General features: G+C 68.7%; 13 protein-coding genes, 1 tRNA gene and 1 pseudogene. 7 read left to right on the top strand and 8 right to left on the bottom strand.

The genetic code is table 11. The features are described 5' to 3' along the window. Positions 1-17 precede the first annotated feature (17 nt). The gene (locus UAA55_RS17870; protein ID WP_322954394.1) at positions 18-1,742 is read left to right on the top strand and encodes an enoyl-CoA hydratase-related protein; all 1,725 of its coding nucleotides are present in this window, start codon (positions 18-20) and stop codon (positions 1,740-1,742) included. A gap of 76 nt (positions 1,743-1,818) precedes the next feature. Here the strand turns inward: UAA55_RS17870 and UAA55_RS17865 are convergent, their stop codons facing one another. Beyond that, the gene (locus tag UAA55_RS17865; protein ID WP_322954393.1) at positions 1,819-3,267 is read right to left on the bottom strand and encodes an amino acid permease; all 1,449 of its coding nucleotides are present in this window, start codon (positions 3,265-3,267) and stop codon (positions 1,819-1,821) included. Positions 3,268-3,832: 565 nt separating this feature from the next. Between UAA55_RS17865 and UAA55_RS17860 the strand changes: the two genes are divergently transcribed. Both UAA55_RS17860 and UAA55_RS17855 read left to right on the top strand, forming a co-directional pair. Next, the gene (locus UAA55_RS17860; protein WP_322954391.1) at positions 3,833-4,828 is read left to right on the top strand and encodes a hypothetical protein; all 996 of its coding nucleotides are present in this window, start codon (positions 3,833-3,835) and stop codon (positions 4,826-4,828) included. 95 nt (positions 4,829-4,923) lie between these two features. Next, positions 4,924-5,400, top strand: coding sequence for a MarR family winged helix-turn-helix transcriptional regulator (locus UAA55_RS17855; RefSeq protein WP_322954389.1), 477 nt, complete (start codon positions 4,924-4,926; stop codon positions 5,398-5,400). A gap of 171 nt (positions 5,401-5,571) precedes the next feature. On the opposite strand, the gene UAA55_RS17850 is transcribed toward UAA55_RS17855, so the two are convergent. The 4 genes from UAA55_RS17850 to UAA55_RS17835 form a co-directional block, all read right to left on the bottom strand. Then, entirely contained in the window at positions 5,572-6,354 is a 783-nt protein-coding gene (locus UAA55_RS17850) for a glutaminyl-peptide cyclotransferase (protein WP_322954388.1), read from the bottom strand. Between the two features lie 64 nt (positions 6,355-6,418). Then, on the bottom strand, positions 6,419-6,970 hold the full coding sequence (locus tag UAA55_RS17845; RefSeq protein ID WP_322954387.1) for a hypothetical protein: 552 nt from the start codon (positions 6,968-6,970) through the stop codon (positions 6,419-6,421). Positions 6,971-6,984: 14 nt separating this feature from the next. Next, a complete protein-coding gene (locus UAA55_RS17840) occupies positions 6,985-7,965 on the bottom strand; it encodes a hypothetical protein (protein WP_322954385.1) in 981 nt (326 codons plus the stop codon). Between the two features lie 23 nt (positions 7,966-7,988). Further along, positions 7,989-8,876, bottom strand: a complete 888-nt coding sequence (locus UAA55_RS17835) for a serine/threonine-protein kinase (protein WP_322954384.1) — start codon at positions 8,874-8,876, stop codon at positions 7,989-7,991. Between the two features lie 521 nt (positions 8,877-9,397). Between UAA55_RS17835 and UAA55_RS17830 the strand changes: the two are divergent. Further along, a pseudogene (locus UAA55_RS17830) lies at positions 9,398-10,602 on the top strand (diguanylate cyclase domain-containing protein); the annotation flags it as partial. A 15-nt stretch (positions 10,603-10,617) separates the two neighbouring features. After that, the gene (locus UAA55_RS17825; protein ID WP_322954485.1) at positions 10,618-11,520 is read left to right on the top strand and encodes a putative bifunctional diguanylate cyclase/phosphodiesterase; all 903 of its coding nucleotides are present in this window, start codon (positions 10,618-10,620) and stop codon (positions 11,518-11,520) included. On the opposite strand, the gene UAA55_RS17820 is transcribed toward UAA55_RS17825, so the two are convergent. Continuing rightward, positions 11,517-12,503: an ABC transporter substrate-binding protein gene (locus UAA55_RS17820; RefSeq protein ID WP_322954383.1), complete on the bottom strand. Its 987-nt coding sequence runs from the start codon at positions 12,501-12,503 to the stop codon at positions 11,517-11,519. The genes UAA55_RS17825 and UAA55_RS17820 overlap by 4 nt on opposite strands. 221 nt (positions 12,504-12,724) lie before the next feature. On the opposite strand from UAA55_RS17820, the gene UAA55_RS17815 reads away from it, so the two are divergent. Then, complete coding sequence (locus UAA55_RS17815) at positions 12,725-13,489, top strand: SDR family oxidoreductase (RefSeq protein WP_322954382.1); 765 nt, start codon at positions 12,725-12,727, stop codon at positions 13,487-13,489. Positions 13,490-13,534: 45 nt separating this feature from the next. On the opposite strand, the gene UAA55_RS17810 is transcribed toward UAA55_RS17815, so the two are convergent. Next, a tRNA-Val gene (locus tag UAA55_RS17810) sits at positions 13,535-13,609 on the bottom strand. A 684-nt stretch (positions 13,610-14,293) separates the two neighbouring features. Here UAA55_RS17810 and UAA55_RS17805 point away from each other — a divergent pair. Further along, positions 14,294-14,779, top strand: coding sequence for a BRO family protein (locus tag UAA55_RS17805; protein ID WP_322954381.1), 486 nt, complete (start codon positions 14,294-14,296; stop codon positions 14,777-14,779). Between the two features lie 101 nt (positions 14,780-14,880). Here UAA55_RS17805 and UAA55_RS17800 read toward each other — a convergent pair whose 3' ends face one another. Continuing rightward, a complete protein-coding gene (locus UAA55_RS17800) occupies positions 14,881-16,686 on the bottom strand; it encodes a hypothetical protein (RefSeq protein WP_322954380.1) in 1,806 nt (601 codons plus the stop codon). Positions 16,687-16,752 lie beyond the last annotated feature (66 nt).

The raw sequence follows: 16,752 nt of genomic DNA, 5'->3' as shown, positions 1-16,752 counted from the left end.
CCGGCACAGTGCGGGACATGACCGACCCCGCGCCCCTGCACCTGACGCTCGACGACGACGGCATCGCCTACGCCACGCTGGACGCGCCCGGCCGCGCCAACCTGCTGGATGACACCCTGATCGCGGCGCTGGACGAACTGGCCGCCGTCCTGGAGGACCGGGAGGAGGTGCGCGGCCTGGTCATCGCCTCGGCCAAGGGGCATTTCCTGCTGGGGCGGGAGCCGCTGGGCCTGCTGGCCCTGGCGGATGCGGCCCCTGGCCTGTCCGACGACGCGCTGCTGGCCGCGATCGCCCCCTATGGTGACGTCCTGCGGCGGCTGGAGGGGACGGCCAAGCCCATCGCGGCGGCGCTCAGCGGCTCCGCCCTGGGGCCCGGGCTGGAACTGGCGCTGGCCTGCGGCTACCGCGTGTCCACCGACCACCCCGCCGCGCAATTCGGCTTTCCCGACCAGCGCCTGGGCCTGATGCCCATGGCCGGCGGCACCCAGCGCCTGCCCCGCCTGCTGGGCTGGGTGGGGGCGCACGACCTGCTGTCCGGCGGCCATATGGTGACGGCGCCGGCGGCGCTGGAGTTGAAGCTGGTGAACGAAGTGGTTCCGGCCAGCCACGTGCGCAGCGCCGCCAAGGCGTGGGTGCGCGCCCGGCTGGGCAACGTGGTGGAGGCGCCCTTCATCGTCGGGCAGAAGCGCAAGCCCATCGCCGTGGCCTCCGCCACCGCCGCCATCGAGACGGCGGTCAGCCAGGGCCTGGGCCTGTCGCTCGACGAGGGCCTGGCCCTGGAGCGGGCGCTGGCCGCCGGCCTGCTGCGCCGGGGGGAGGTGGCGGCCCTGGTCCGCACCCTGGTGGTGGCGAAGGGGGAGGCGGACAAGGCCGCCTGGCGGCCGGCCCTGCCGGCGGCGGAATTGTCGCGCGTGGCCGTGCTGGGCCGGGGGCCGGCGGCCGACGCCGTGGCCCTGGCGGCCCGCCGCGCCGGACTGGACGTGCATGCCGTGGCCGATGCCGAAGGCTTGGACGACCTGACGCCCGCCAGGCTGGGTGAGCGCAAGATCGAAATTCTGTTCGACGCCAGCCGCGAGGATGTGGCGGCCAAGCGCGCCCTGCTGGCGAAGGCCGAGGCGGCGCTGGGCGAGGACGCGTTGCTGGTGCTGACCGGGCCGCGCCTGCGCGTCGGCGCCGTGGCGCAGGGCCTCGCCTGGCCCGACCGCCTAGTGGGCTTGTACCTGCCGGCCGATGGCGGGGTGGCGGAGGTGGTGGCGGGGCCCGCCACCTCGGCGCCCGCTCTGTCCATCGCCGTGGATGCCGCGCGGCGCCTGGGCCGCACGCCCTTCCGGGTGGAGGATGGCGAGGGCCGTTTCCTGGCCCGGCTGACCGCCGCCTATTTCCGCGCCGCCCTGGACGTCGGGCCCACGGTGGGGGCCGCCGACGTTGACGCCGCCGCCCGCGCCGCCGGCCTGGCGGAGGGCCCCTGGGCCCTGGCCCGTCGGCTGGGCTACGCCACGGTGACGAATCTTGTGGGGGAGGAGGGGGCCGTGGGCGTGCTGGCGGCCCTGAAGCGTCCGCCCGACGATCCCGCCCCGGCGGACACGGGCCCGCGCCTAATGGCGGCCGTACGGACCGCCATGGTGACGGCCTTGGCCGAGGGCGTGGTGAACGACGCCGTCGCCGCCGACCTGATGGCCGTGCTGGGCTTCGGCTGGCCCGCCGCCACCGGCGGCCCCCTGGGCAGCTTCGCCCGGCGTTAATCAATCCCCTCAAGAAACAGGAAGGGCCGAGCGAACGTGTCACCCGGCCCCGCTTGTTCAGCCTTTGGCCCGGCGCTTACGCGGCGCGGCGGCGGCTGTAGAGGAAATAGACGAAGAAGCCGATGACCATCCAGATGACCAGACGCAGCCAGGTGTCGCCGGGCAGGCCATACATCAGGTAGCCGCAAACCAGCACGCCCAGGGGGCAGACCAGCCAGAAGAGCGGTGTCTTGAACGGACGCGCCATGGCCGGCTGGGTGATGCGCAGCACCAGCACGCAGCCGCAGACGATGGCGAAGGCCAGCAGCGTGCCGATGGAAACCAGCTCACCCAGGATGTCGATGGGGAACAGGCCGGCCAGCAGGGCGGCCAGCACGCCGGTCACCACCGTGGCCACGTGCGGTGTGCGGTAGGTGGGGTGCACCTTGCTCAGCACCGGCGGCAGCAGCTTGTCGCGCGACATGGCGTACAGCACGCGGCTTTGGCCCAGCATCATGACCAGCATGACGGTGGTCAGGCCGGCCACGGCGCCGATGTCCACCGGCAGGGCCAGCCAATGCAACTGCCGCACCGCCTCGATGGCGATGACCACGGGGTGTGGCACGTTCAGCTCGGTGTAGGGCACCAGGCCGGTCAGCACCAGCGACATCAGGATGTACAGCACGGTGCAGAACGCCAGGGATCCCAGGATGCCGATAGGCATGTCCCGCTGCGGCCGCACCGCTTCCTGCGCGGTGGTGGAAACGGCGTCGAAGCCGATGTAGGCGAAGAAGATCACGCCGGCGCCACGCAGCACGCCGCCCCAGCCGTAGTGGGCGCCCTTGTCGTCGACCACCTCGGCCGGGATCAGGGGCGACCAGTGGGCGGGCACCACGTAGAACAGGCCGAAGCCGATGACCAGGAACACCACCAGCAGCTTCAGCAGGACGATGATGCCGTTGACCCGGGCGGAATTGCGGATGCCGACGTAGAGCAGCAGGGTGATGAGGCCAACCATGAGCACGGCCGGCAGGTTCAGCACGGCGCCCGTGGTCTGGAAATGGAAGCCGTCCTTCACCGTCAGCGGGGCGGAGGTCAGCGCCTCCGGTATGACGATGCCCACCTGTTTCAGCAGGTTGACGAAATAGCCCGACCATCCGACGGCCACGGTGCCCGACGCGAACAGGTATTCCAGCGCCAGGTCCCAGCCGATGATCCAGGCCAGGAACTGGCCTACCGTGACATAGGCGTAGGTGTAGGCGCTGCCGGCCACCGGCACCATGGCCGAGAACTCGGCATAGCACAGGCCGGCGAACAGGCAGGCGGTGGCCGCCAGCACGAAGGACAGGACGATGCCGGGGCCGGCGTACTGGGCGGCGGCGGAGCCGGTCAGGACGAAGATGCCGGCGCCGATGATGGCGCCGATGCCCAGCGCGGTCAGGTTCCAGGCGTTCAGGCTGCGTGCCAGGGTCGGGCGGCTTTCATCGCCGTCACCGTCGGCGCTGGCCTCCTCGATAGTCTTTTTCGTCCAAAGGCTCAAAACCACCTCTCCCGTATCTCTGCCCGACCGGCCGGCGGGCGGTTGGCGCCCAGGCACGACCGGCATGATGTGATGCCCCGCGTATTGCTTGCCCGCGCGTCGCTTGCCGCGCATTGCTTGCATGTCGATGTACCGCGCTGGCGGGGGCGCTGTCACCTTAAACGGCGGCCAAAAATGTTGATGGGCTAAGCTTTTCCGGAAGCGGCCCTCCGCCGACAGGTTTATGCGCGTTCCCGACCCTGGTGGACGGGTTCGCCATCTCCTGTCCAGGTGGCCTAGTCATTTCGTGCGCATCGGCGCACCAACGGGATGGGTTCGGTTTCGAAACAATTTCCGCGAATTGACACCCGGGGCCCCGCCGCCGGAAGATCACCCCCGCCTGTACCGGTCCACGCTCCCGCCCGGCGGTCGCCTTGTCCGTCCCGCCTTCTCCCCGAGTCCCCTGTGGAAGGGGGCCCCCCTGACCCTATGCGGATGCGCGCCTTATAGGTTTGGGAAGGCCTGGGTACGCCTGATACCATCCCTGGTGCCGGACGGTGTTCCGGGCCCCGCCTTCTGGAGTTTCCCTGTCTTGCGTGCCGACGCGCCCAATCCTTGGAAGAAGCAGCCCGACAAGGGCCAGCTCTATACCCGCATCATCGGGGACATCCGCCAGCTGGAGCAGTCGGTGGCGGCGCTGCAGCGCACCTGCCAGATGGTGGCGCAGACCAAGGAGCTGAACGCCTTCCGCAAGCTGTGGGTGGAGGTGGGCGACACCCTGTCCTTCATCACCGTGCTGGCGTCGCGCGGCGAAAGCCTGGATGAGAGCAAGCGCCCCGCCACCCTGATCCGTCTGGCCCAATTGCGCCAGACGGTGACGGAACTGCACATCCGCTCGGTCGAGCCCGTGCTGCAGGCCATGGTCGACAAGGCGGAGCCCATGGGCCTGGGCACCGGCTACGTCATGGAAAAGTGGGTGACCCACATGGACATGACGGCGCAGGACGTGGCGCAGGCGGTCGCCGATCTGGAGCGGCTGCACGTCGATGTGCGTCACGCCGCCGAATTGGCCGAGGCCGTGCCGGCGGGGGAGGCGGCGACCCCCTTGCTGAAGCTGGACGCGGTGGAGGCTTCCTATGAGGCGGCCATGGCCGGCTATGGCCGCCTGACCGGCGCCATCGCCCGGTCGCGCGCGCTGGCACAAATCATCGTCCAGTCGGCTCCGGTCCTGCGCGACTTCACGAACGACAGGCAGGAACAGACGGTGAGGGCCTATCTGCGCGGTCCCGGCGATGTCGGCGCCCTGCCGGCGCCTGGCGGCGGGCCGGCGACCGGCACGCTGTACCTGACCCGCAAGGAAGGGAAGCTGTACGTCGATCCCGACCTGTCGTCGGACGCGGTGAAGTCATTGCGGGGCGGTGGCTATATGGAAGACCTGTCCAAACGCGTTGATCTGCCGCGCCACAAGCTGACCACCCTGCTGGCCGGCCGCGACGGCATCAATTTCACCTTCCTGTCCAAGCTGAAGGCGGGGGTCGAGGGCGTCACCGGCGCCAACGGCGTGAAGGTCGAGGTCCTGCAGGCCTGAAATCAGCGGGGGACGGCGCGACGCTTCCCCCATTGCCATCGCCGTCCAGGTCTGCCCCTATGCCAGGGCACCGTGAGGTACCGATGGCGAAACCCGTGAGCGTCCCTTTCTCCACCAGCGACACCGATCCCCTGGCCGGCGTGGACAACCCGCTGGCCTTGGACCGGCAGCTGTGCTTCGCCCTCTATCAGGCGACCAACCGCATCACCCGCGCCTACCGCCCCCTGCTGGAGGCGCTGGGCCTGACCTATCCGCAGTATCTGGCGCTGATGGTGCTGTGGGAGGGGGCGCCCATGACGGTGGGGGACATGGGCGGCCGCCTGGATCTGGACTCCGGCACCCTGACGCCCCTGCTGAAGCGCATGGAGGCGGCGGGCCTGGTGGCGCGGCGGCGCGACCAGGCGGACGAGCGCCGCGTGCTGGTCGACCTGACCCCCGCCGCCTGGGCGCTGCGTGACAAGGCGCTGTCCATCCCCGGCGCCATGCTGTGCCGTTTCCCCGTGCCGCTGGACGAGGTGGCGGACCTGCGCGACCGCCTGCATCAGCTTGCCGCCGCCCTGGGCGAGGGCTGAAGACTTATACGCGCGGCATTTGATCGTGACCACTCAAACGCCCCCCAGGTGCCGGGCGCCAGCATCCGCTGGCTCGTGTCTTGGCTATCCTCGCTCCGCTCCCGCGGTGCTCGCTCCGGCGGACGCGGTCGCGTCCTACAACGGCACGAGTCACAATCCCGTGCCGTTGTATTACGTCACGGGGACCAACCTGATCTCGAACAGCTTGGGCCAGCGCTTGCCGGTCACGAACAGCCGGTCGCCCTTGGCGTCGTAGGCGATACCGTTCAGCACGTTGTCGATGTTCTGTGTCCGGCCCGAGAGGGACTCCAGCGGGGCCAGGTCGATCCAGCCGGTGACGGCGCCGGTGGCCGGGTTGATGCGGGCGATCAGGTTGGTCTGCCAGATGTTGGCCAGGATCTCGCCCTTCACGAACTCCAGCTCATTCAGGTTGCGGATGGGATAGCCGTTGTCGGTGACGGTGATGCGCCCCGTTTCCGCCAGCGTCTCCGGGTCCAGGAAGCGCAGCTCCGGCGTGCCGTCGCTCATGATCAGGCGGTGGCCGTCCTGGGTCAGGGCCCAGCCTTCGCCCCGGTAATGGAACTCCTGCCGCGCCTTGAAATCGCCCAGGCCATAGACGAAGCCGATTTCCGTGCGATAGGTCAGCTGCACCAGCCGGTCCTTCCAGTTGACGATGCCCTCGCCGAAGTACTGGGGGTTCAGCTCCCGGCTCTGCACCACCTTGCCGGTGACGAGATCCACCTTGCGGATGGTGGAGTGCTGTTCCAGCCCCGTGCTCTCGTAGAGGAAACCGTCGAGGTAGAAGAGGCCTTCGGTGAAGGCCTGCGGATCGTGCGGGTAGGTGTGCACAACCTCCACCCCGTATTTCCGCGGCGCCTGTTGGGCGTGCGCGGTGAGCGGCAGGACGGCCAGGACAAGACCCGACAGCAGGGCGCGAAAACGGGGCAGGGGCATGGGACTCGGGCTCACGCGGCGGGCGGGGAAGCTTTATAACGGATGGGGCCGGGTTGGTCGGCGGTCACGGCGCCGCAGGCTCGTCGGAATTCGTCGCTTCGGCCAGCGGATCCGGCGGTTCTTCCGACGGGGTCTCGCCATCGGCGGGGGTTTCCGGCTTCAAACCCTGGCCCGTGACCTCGATGCCCCATTCCTCCACCAGGGCCTGGCGCTGCTCGTCCAGCTCCCGGATCCTGGCCTGGTCGCGGGCCACGGCCCAGCCGGCCACCAGGGGCGGGATGCCGAAATACAGCAGCCAGCCCACGCCGGCGGCTGAATACATGACCAGCCAGGTCACCGGCTGCACCAACAGGCTGGCGGCATAGTCCATGGTGTGGCCGTGCTGCCAAAGCTGGATGCAGAAGGGCATGACGCCGCAGAGGTTCAGGCCCCCGACGGTGACCGCCGCCGGCCGGTCCGGATCGCGGTCGACGATCCAGGCCACGAGGGTGGGCACCATGCCGATGACGGTCAGCACCGAGGTCGGCAGGACCAACGCGCCCAGGGGCAGCAGCAGCACGGCGGCGGCCAGCAGGCCGCCATAGCTGCGGCGACGGGGGGATGAGGCGCTGTTCATGACACCACCCTGGCTCACTTCACGCCCGCCATCAAGGTGACGATCAAGGCCAGGCCGGCGAGGGAGATGCCGCTGGCCACCATGGCGGCCACCCGCTTGCCCCGGCCGACCGCCACGTCGCTGCGGTCGCCCAGCGTCTCCTCGATCTTGTTGATGCGGGCCGTCAGGCTTTCATGCCGGCGCATGGCGTCCAGAAAGCCGTGATGGTCCTGGGTCAGGGCCTTGGGGTCGTCGACGATGCTGAGCAAGGCGTCCAGCACGCCCTCGCGCGCCGCCTTCTGCGCCGCCACGCGTACCTCCTCGCGCTTTTTCAGGTTGCGGAAGCGCTTGAACGACGGGTCCAGGATGCCGGTCATCCACAGGGCCAGGCCCGGTACCTTGGGCGGGCCCGCCCGGCGCTGGGTGTCGGCCAGGATGGCCAGCACGCCCACCGGCCGCCGCGCCGTCTCCGCCGCCAGCGTGGCCAGCAGGCGCTCGTTCAGCTTGGGATTGCGGGTGGCGATGAAGGCGGCGACGTGCCGGTCCATGGGGTCGCGCCCCGGCCCCGCGCTGGCCCCGGCGGCGTCCAGCGCCGCCATAAGGTCGCCCAGGGTGAGGGGATAATGGTCGGCAACCGCCGGGCTGAGGCAGGGCGCCACCGGGTTCAAGCCGTAGAGCGCCCGCTCGATACCGAATCCGGGGCTGGTGTTCTCCAGCACGGCGCGGACGGCGTCGAACTGCTGGATCATCAGCACCTGCTCGGCCTTGTATTCGGACTGCACGCTGATCCAGAAGGCCGGCAGCTGGCCCACGATCATTTCCGCCAGGGCTTGCCCGCCCTCGCCGGTGGCCAGCGCTTCCGCCAGCGCGGTGCCGAATCCGTCGGGCATGATGGCCCGGCCCTTGTAGCGCAACGGACCGGGCGGATCGAGGGCGGTGCAGACACGCGCCACCAGCCGTTCCTCCACGTTCGAGGCGCGGCCGCCGGACGTGGCGCTGCGCACGGCGTTGGCCACCGCCTCCGCCCGGGGCTCGTCGTTCAGGGAACGGCGCAGCCAGCGGTCCAGCTCCCCCGCTCGATCACCTGGGCGGCGGCGATGGGCGACTTGGAAAAGGCCCAGGCGGCGCCGCGCACGTGCCAGATCTCCCGGCCCTGGAACTCCATGGGCCGGGGGGCGCGCTTGGGCAGCTGCGCCTGCTTGGGGCTGAGGCGCCGGCCCTGCATCCACATGTCCAGGTCGTTCAGGGTCCAGCGCTGGCGGGCGTCGTCGGTGATGAGGCCGCGCAGCGGCTCCACCAGCGACTGGGGGATGCGCGTGCCGCTGGTCAGGGCCGAATAGGTGCCCTTGTCCATGCGGGCCTGCAGCAGCGTCTGGTCGTCCAGCCCCCGGCCAGGCGTGCGGCCCAGATAGAGCGACAGCAGGGTGACGCCCAGGGCGTAGAGGTCGTCGGCGATGGTGCCGTTACCCCGGCCGGAGCGGTCGGCCAGGGCCCGGTCCAGCGGCTCGAACACCAGGGGCTGGGCATAGCCGGGCGGCAGGCTGACGCAATCGCCCAGCACGACGGCGGCGGCGGCGGACTCGCGGATGAACAGGTTGGTGGGGTTGAGGGCGCCGCAGCTCAGGCTGCGCTGGGCGATGTCACGCAGCACGGCGGTCAGCTGCGGCAGGACCACCCGCACCAGGGCGTCGTCGGCGATGCCCTCGATGACATCGTCCAGCCGCTCCATGATGCGGCGGCCGGACGGGCGCTCGAAGACGCAGACGAAGCGCCGGCGGTGCTCCGGCGACCAGTCGACCACCCCCCAATCCATGAGATGCAGCAGGTTGTTGTTCTCGATGGCACGAAAGCTGCTCATCGCCTCGATGCGGGGCGGCACCGGCTGCTCGCAGACGATGGCGAACAGTTCCGTCTTCTTCTCCCGCACGCGGTGGGCCAGGTAGGCGCGGCCGCCGGGCGTGTCGAAGGCGGGCAGGGGCGCGCTGGGCTGGATCTCCGCCCGTCCCCCAGATCGACGGGGCCCAGGTCAGGAACCGGGAACTCTCTGTCTGCCGCCGCCATAACACCCCGTCCGGCCGGCGCCCCGCCGGCCCTGTCATCCCGGCCGCGTGCACGACCCCATCCTGGTGATCATGCCCGATCGGGGTGGGGGCGAACAAGACGGCCGGCCGGAATAGACAATCGGATCAAAGCGATTGGCCAGATGGTTGCGGAAATCTAGGCGGAATGGCAATTCAAGGTGTGGGGCGGGACGGCCTGGGCGCCGGGTCGCGGTTCCGCCCGGCGCGCCCAAGGATTGCGATGGATCAATCCGCCGGGCCTGGCGCCTGGCGCATGATGTCTGGCATGTATCGTCCGGTGGCAACATCGTTGCCTTGGCGAATCGCGGTATTGATTTCCGCCCACATGGCCGCAGAATTGGGGCCTTATTGATCAGGATGCCTTTCGATGCTTTTTTCAAGCGATGAGTTCCCCGGCGACGCGCCGGCCCCGTCGGGCCCAGGCGCTTTCGCCGTGGAACGTCGCTGGGCGCCGTTGGTGCTGGTGGTCGCGCTGGCCGGCCTGTCGTTCGCGGGACTGTTCGCGGCCGGCCTGGGCCGGGAATCCGGCATGGGCACCCCCATGGTCATGGCCCTGGGCGCCCTGGGCATAGTCGCCGGCCTGACGCTGGCGGCCCTGGTGCACGGCCGGGTGCGCCGGCATGAGTCCCTGCGTAGCCTGGTGCGCCAGCGGACCTGGGAGCTGGAGCAGGCCCGCACCCTGGCGGAGGAGCAGGCGGCCGCCCTGGCGCTCAGCAATCGCGACCTGCGCGTGGCCGCCCGGGTGATCGAGCACAGCGTCGACGGCATCATCGTCACCGACGCCGGGAACCGCATCATCCTGGTCAACCGCGCCTTCACCGACATCTCGGGCTACAGCGCCGAAGAGGTCCTGGGCCAGGATCCGGGCCTGCTGAATTCCGGCCGCCAGGGCCCGGAATTCTACCGCGTCATGTGGCGGGCGCTGCGGGATGAGGGCGCCTGGGCCGGGGAGATCTGGAACCGCCGCAAGGACGGCACCGTCTACCCGGAATGGCTGCGCATCACCCTGTTGCGGGACGAGGATGGCGCCGTCAGCCACCATATCGCCGTCTTCAGCGACCTGACCGCCAAGAAGGAGGCGGAGGAGCGGAACCGCCATCTGGCCTTCCATGACGCGTTGACGGGCCTGGCCAACCGAGCCCTGCTGATCGGACGGGTGCGCCTGGCGCTGGCCAACGCCAAGCGGACGGGGGAGCCGGTGGCCCTGCTGCTGCTGGATCTGGACCATTTCAAGCTGCTGAACGACACCCGCGGCCACCCCACCGGCGACGCCGCCATCGTGGCGGCGGGGAACGTATCCGCCGCACCGTGCGGCCGGGAGACACCGTGGCCCGGCTGGGCGGGGATGAGTTCGCCGTCATCCTCACCGGCGCCTCCCTGGCCGGCCCGGCGCTGACCGGTTCCGACGCGCGGGAGGAGGCGCGGGCCGCCGTGGCCCAGGTGGCGGGCCGGCTGGTGACCGCCTTCCAGCATCCCCTGACGCTTGAAGGGAGGGGCGGGGGCGAGGTGCGCCTGGCCTGTTCCGTTGGCGTGGCCTTGGCCCCAGGCGACGGCGACACCTGGGAGGCGCTGCTGCGCCATGCCGACGTGGCGCTCTATGCCGCCAAGCATGCCGGCCGCGACCGCTATCACTTCTTCACGCCGGAGATCGGCGACCGGGTGCGTGACCGCACCTGGATCGAGGAGGGCTTGCGCGTTTCCCTGGGCGTGGCCACCGGGGCGGGCGGCGAGGGCGTCGTGGAGGGCTTCACCTTGGCTTTCCAGCCGCAGTACCGCCCGGCGCCGGCCGGTGTGGGCGGGACCCTGATGGGGGCGGAGGCGCTGGTGCGCTGGAACCATCCGGAGGATTTGAGCCCCGTCTCGCCCGCCCGCTTCATCCCGGTGGCGGAGGAGACGGGCCTGATCGTGCCGCTGGGCGACTGGGTGTTCCGCACCGCCTGCCGCACCGCGCGCAGGGTGCGGGAACAGGGCGTCGCCGGTTTCAAGATGGCGGTCAACCTGTCGGCCGTGCAGCTGCGCGACAAGGGCTGCGGCGACCGCCTGCTGCAGATACTGACGGAGGAGGGCTGCGCCCCCGGCGACATCGCGCTGGAGATCACGGAAAGCGCCCTGATGGGCGATGCCGAGGGCAACCTCCAGGCGGTGCACGACCTGCGCGCCAACGGATTCCGCTTCGCCATCGACGATTTCGGGACCGGCTATTCCTCGCTGGCCTACCTGCGCAAGTTCGCGGCGGCCTATGTGAAGATCGACAAGTCCTTCGTCGATGGGCTGCCCGACGACGACGCCAGCCGCCAGATCGTGGCCGCCGTCATCGCCATGGCCCACCACCTGGGCCTGGAAACCATCGCCGAAGGCATCGAGACCGAGGCCCAGCTGGATTGCCTGCGCGAACTGGGCTGCGACATCATCCAGGGCTATCTGCTGGGCCGCCCTATGCCGGAGGCGCAGCTTATGGCCCTGCTGGAGCCGGTGGCGGTGCCGGCCTAATTCGCGAGATCCACGCCCGCCTTCCAGTCCGTGCCCGCCTTGTAGATGCCCAGGCGCTTCATCTCGGTGGTGAAGCTGTCCCATCGGGCGGCGGTCATGCGGCCGATGGCGTCGGCGGCGGCCGGTGTGCCCTCCACGATGCCGTCGTCCAGCAGGGCCTTGCGGCCATAGGCCAGGGTCTCGGCGTCCATGTCGGGGTTGGATTTGCGGATCAGGGCGTCGGCGGCGTCCGCGTCGCCGTGCAGGTAACGGCGCCAGCCTTCCGCCGTGGCGGCGACGAAGGCCTTCACCGCCGCCGGATGCTGGTCGATATAGGCCTGGTTGAACATCACCAGGCCGCTGTAGCCGTCATAGCCCTGGTCGGCCAGCAGGAAGACCTTCACGTCCGCGCCGGCCTTCTTCGCGATCAGCGGCTCGCTGGTGGCGTAGCCCTGGGCCGCCGCGGCGGGGGTGGTGAGGAAGGGCGCCAGGTTGCCGGTGTAGCGGCGGATCTGGCTGTCCTCGAACGGGTACTTGCTCTTCAGCCAGCGCCACAGGGTGTTGATGCTGGGGTCGCCCAGGAAGACGGGGCGACCCTTCAGGTCCGCCAGGCTGCTGGTGTTCCGGGCGTGGGCCATAAGGATCGTGGGGTCCTTCTGGAACATGGAGGCCACCGCCTTCACCTTGGCGCCGGCCTCCACCAGGTTCAGCACGTAGAAGGCGTTGGAGCCGATGGTGCCGTCGATCTTGCCGGCGGCCAGCATCTGCTGCGCGCTCATCACCGGGCCGCCAGGCACGATGGTCACGTCCAGCCCGGCCTTCTGGTACAGGCCCTCGGCCACCGCCTGGAAATAGCCGCCGTGCTCCGCCTCCGCCTGCCAATCCAGCATGAACACCAGCTTCTCCGCGGCACGGGCCGGGTGGCTCAGGGCCGGGGCGGTCAGCAGGGCGGCCAGCGCCAGGCCGGCCTTCAGGAAAGCGCGGCGGACGGGACGGGCAGGCATGGAGGTTCCCTCATCGTCTGGGGATTGGTTAACGGGGCAGAGCATACCCACAGCGCCCGGAGGACGGAAGCGTGGGCGGCGGCAATGGATGTTGCGCGGGGGGAAGGGGGACCTATAAGACTCAAAGGACCGTTTCAACGTATCGCCGGAAAGCCGTTCCCGCCCATGCCGTGCCGCCTGTTCCACCCCCTGGTCGCCCCCTTCCGTGCCGGTGTCCGGTCATGAGCCGCTGGCTGCTGGTGACGGGTGGGGCCAAGCGCCTGGGGCGCCTCATTGCGCTGACGGCGGCGGGGGCGGGCTGGGATGTGGCCCTGCACTGCAACGCCTCGGTGGACGCCGCGACGGCCACGGCGGAGGAGGTGCGGGCGCTGGGCCGCCAGGCCCTGGTGGTGCGGGCCGATCTGGCCGACCCCGCCCAGGTGGAAACCCTGGTGGCGCGCACGGCCGCCGCCGCCGGCCGGCCCTTGCAGGGCTTGGTCAACTCCGCCTCCCTCTTCGAATGGGACGATGCCGCCAGCCTGACGGCGCAGGGTTTCCTAGCGCACCAGACGGTCAACACCCTGGCGCCGGTGCTGCTGATCCGCGCCCTGCACCAGGGGTTGTCCCATGGGCACGAGGTGGGGCAGCGGGGGGCGGTGGTCAATATCCTGGATTTCAAGCTGGCGAATCCCAACCCGGACCACCTGTCCTACACCCTGTCCAAATACGCCCTGGCCGGCGCCTCACGCCTGCTGGCGCGGTCCCTGGCACCCACGGTGCGGGTCAACACCGTGTCCCCCGGCTACGTCCTGCCGGCCCCCGGCCAGGATGAGGCGGAATTCCAGCGCCTGAGCCGCCGCAATCCCCTGGACCGCGTGCCTGACGCGCAGCAGGTGGCCGACGCCGTGGTCTTCCTGCTGAACCATGACACCATCACCGACCAGGACATCGCGGTCGACTGCGGCCTGCGCTTCCTGAACCTGGCGCGCGACGTCGGCCTGGCCTGAGGGCCGCCGATCACCGAACCGACATGCTTTGGAGAGGAGGACGGATGGTGGGCGCGGTAGGGATTGAACCTACGACCCCCGCCGTGTGAAGGCGATGCTCTCCCGCTGAGCTACGCGCCCATCCGTTCAACTGTAAGCAACATCAGTGCGTTACGGGGCGGGGTATAGAGGGATCGGGCCGCCGACACAAGCGTTTTTCGATGTTCACTGTGACATAGGTGTGACGCGCTGGGGGCATCGTTGCGACCGTCGCCTTGCAAGCCATTGGAACACCAGGAAAGGCAGGCGTAGGGCCGCTGATGGGGCCGAACACCACAACCGCAGGGAGGGTGCTTTTAGCAGCCTCACGGGGGCCTCCGCCGGACGGCACTGTGACAAAAGGGCGAAACGGTCGCACGGCGGGGGTCGTTTATGGCGCGAGACGCTTGCCCCGCAGTTGGGCCACACCAAGCCGCCCAAGGTCATGAGCGGCCATTGTTGGGGGTAACGAAACGTTATCCCATGGCACGCGCTGGTGCCCGCCTTGACGACGATGAAAAGATGACCCTCGACAATACCGAGGGTTTCGCAGCCGCCCAGCTAGGCGACGCCAACCCTGGAAAGGCTGTCCGGGATCACTGCTAGGGTGGTCTAAAACGGACCCCCCTTCAGGCCCCTTGCGGGCCCGTCTGGACGACGTCGAAAAAGATGGCGTCGCTTTAACCGACACCCTAGGCGTCCTTAAGGTGAGCACCACGTTCGCCGAGGAACTTCCCGCCAATGTCTGACCTAATACCCTTCAATTTCGAGGACCACCTGGTTCGCGTGATCAAGCGCGAGGGGGAGCCTTGGTTTGTCCTGGCGGATGTCTGCCGGGTCCTGGAAATTGCCAACCCGTCCCACGCAGCCACGCGGCTGGACGACGACGAAAAGACGACCCTAGCTAATAGCGAGGGTCGGGCCGGAAGCGGCGCCCAGGCGTTCACCATCATCAACGAAAGCGGCCTCTACAGCCTGGTGCTGACCAGCCGCAAGCCCGCCGCCAAACGCTTCAAGAAGTGGGCCACCGGCGAGGTTTTCCCCGCGATCCGCAAGACCGGCGGGTACATGGTCGCGGCGCCTGAGGAAACCCCGGAACAGCTTGCCTTGAGGGCCTTGACGGTCCTTCAAGCCACCGTCGAGAGGCAGAAAGCCGAACTGGCGGCGGCCCTGCCCAAGGTCGAGGTTCACGACCGCATCATTGAGGCGGACGGTAGCCTGACCGTGACGGAGGCCGCGAAGGCGCTTCAGGTGGCCCCCAGGGGGTCGTGAAACGCTACCCCCTTTAAGGTCGTCGCCAGCGGGGCGAGTATGTGAAGGTGGCCCAGCGTCGCTAGGGCATCCGCCCATCCAACGGGTCCCCAGGGGCGCCGCTAGGCCACTTCGTCCAACTCGGAAGGCATCTTGGCAAATCCCGTGGTGCGGGTGCCTCTGCCCCCGGCCTCAGTGACGCCCCATTCTCTCAAGCGGGCGATGACCTTGGGATGCTGCCGGACCTTGCTGTGGAACGATCTGGGGGGATAGCCGATGGCCCGGGCTATCGCGGTGTAGGGAAGCAAACCTCCCGGGGCGCCGTTATCCAGCCAATCCCGGATGACCTGAAGCGCCTCCCCGGCCTTGCCACCGATTTCCAAGGTGCTGGGATACCATTGCCGGATATCGACACCGGGGAAGGTCCGCCGCAGGTTGCCGACCACATCGCCCTTCTTGGCGATTACATAAGCCGTGCAGGGTGGACACGCGCCGTTGTCGTTCCGTCTGACCACAGCCCGGCAGAGGGCCTGTAGCACCATATGCCTGTACTCGCCCTCCTCGACAGCCGCCCGGTCATCTTCAGGGCACCGTTGGCGGTTCGGCGGAATATCGGCACAGGCATGCCAGCGGCCTTCATAATCCATGTCCCGTTGGTACATGGCGCCGACCAGGATCACGTTACGGATGTGCCCATACCTGTTGGTGCCGTGGTGGCGACCCCAGGTTAGAAACTCGACTCTGTCGGGCTTGTCCAAGGTCACCCGGATGGCCTCCGCGAAGTCGAAGCCGTCTTCTTCCTTGTGGTGGACCACCAACCAATCCTCATCCGGGCGGCTGTTGATCACAGACGCCACGGCATCGGCATAGGTGGGCACGTCGGCCTTGATGGTTTCCCGGCCGCCACCCTTGGGCCAGTGATGAATGGTCAGGTGACCATAATCCTTGGCGGCCCCTTCAAGGCGCTTCAGGTTGCCTCGGTGGCGCTCCCAAAGGGCATAGGTTTCACGCACACGCCCGGAAGCGTCCAGTATGACCACGGGGGCGATGTCGGCGGGAATTGGTGTGGCCTTCCCCAGCAGGAAGCGCTTGTTCTGGTGATGGCGGACCACGCAGTGTTGCCCTGAAAGGGCCGTCAACTGCTGAAGGATATCCCGGTCATCGCTGGACAACCGATGCCCATGTCGTCGCAGGATGTCCTTCAGCGCCAGCCCGAAGGGCGATGCCAGGTCCGGGACGGGGTAGACGGTGCCGTCATCTAGTCTCTTGGCGACATCCCGCAAGTCGTCCAGGGCATCGGTCGTGTCGGCGCTGCGGTCCCGCAAGGTCTTTAGGACGCGCGCGATGGCGTCCAGGTCCACGGCCAGGCCTTCAGCAACGTCGAAGGTCTCATCCCAGATGCGGACTTGGCGGGGGTGGCCCTGATAGTGAAAGTCGGAAACCTCCCCAAAGGAGGCCTGACCGGCACACCGCACCCTGACCATGGCTTGAGTCGTGAACAGCACACGGGCCTGATGCGGGGGTGTTGGGCTCAGGTCGTCCAGGTCCACCCAATCAGCGGCCCTCGGGCCTTCCGGGGCCTTGCCAGCAAGCACCGCGAAACTCTCAGGCGGTAGACCGGCATCCTTCAGGATATCGCGGATTTCCTCCCGGCGGGCCATGCAGACCAGCGCGGCCACCCCTGGGTGCTGGTTACTGGCACACAGCGCTTGCAGGAAGGACACAACGGCTGTGGTCTTCCCAAGACCAGGATCAAGGGAGGATAGATAATAGCATGACGATGAAATCCCGTTCGCCATATCCACCATGGTATCCATGAGGTCGTGAAGGGCGTTCGCCTGGTCAAGGGAGGGGGATTGGCCGTACCGGGACAGGGTGTCCTGAAGGTTCTTCCGGGCCTGCACGCGCAACGGACTATCGACCGCCAAAATTAGACTCCCTATTTTCTATAGAATCATAGGTAACGGGGTGTCTAATGGCCCGGGCGCGACTGT

Origin of the sequence: Nitrospirillum guanabarense (assembly GCF_034653355.1) — a bacterium.
GTDB lineage: Bacteria > Pseudomonadota > Alphaproteobacteria > Azospirillales > Azospirillaceae > Nitrospirillum.
The sequence above is the reverse complement of the archived record's forward strand: the minus strand, read 5'-3'. Positions and strand labels throughout refer to the sequence as shown.

Coding starts and splice junctions, on each gene's coding strand:
- UAA55_RS17845 (WP_322954387.1), bottom strand. CDS start 6,970: ATGAACAGCGCCTCATCCCCCCGTCGCCGCAGCTATGGCGGCCTGCTG.
- UAA55_RS17815 (WP_322954382.1), top strand. CDS start 12,725: ATGAGCCGCTGGCTGCTGGTGACGGGTGGGGCCAAGCGCCTGGGGCGC.
- UAA55_RS17820 (WP_322954383.1), bottom strand. CDS start 12,503: ATGCCTGCCCGTCCCGTCCGCCGCGCTTTCCTGAAGGCCGGCCTGGCG.
- UAA55_RS17850 (WP_322954388.1), bottom strand. CDS start 6,354: ATGCCCCTGCCCCGTTTTCGCGCCCTGCTGTCGGGTCTTGTCCTGGCC.
- UAA55_RS17870 (WP_322954394.1), top strand. CDS start 18: ATGACCGACCCCGCGCCCCTGCACCTGACGCTCGACGACGACGGCATC.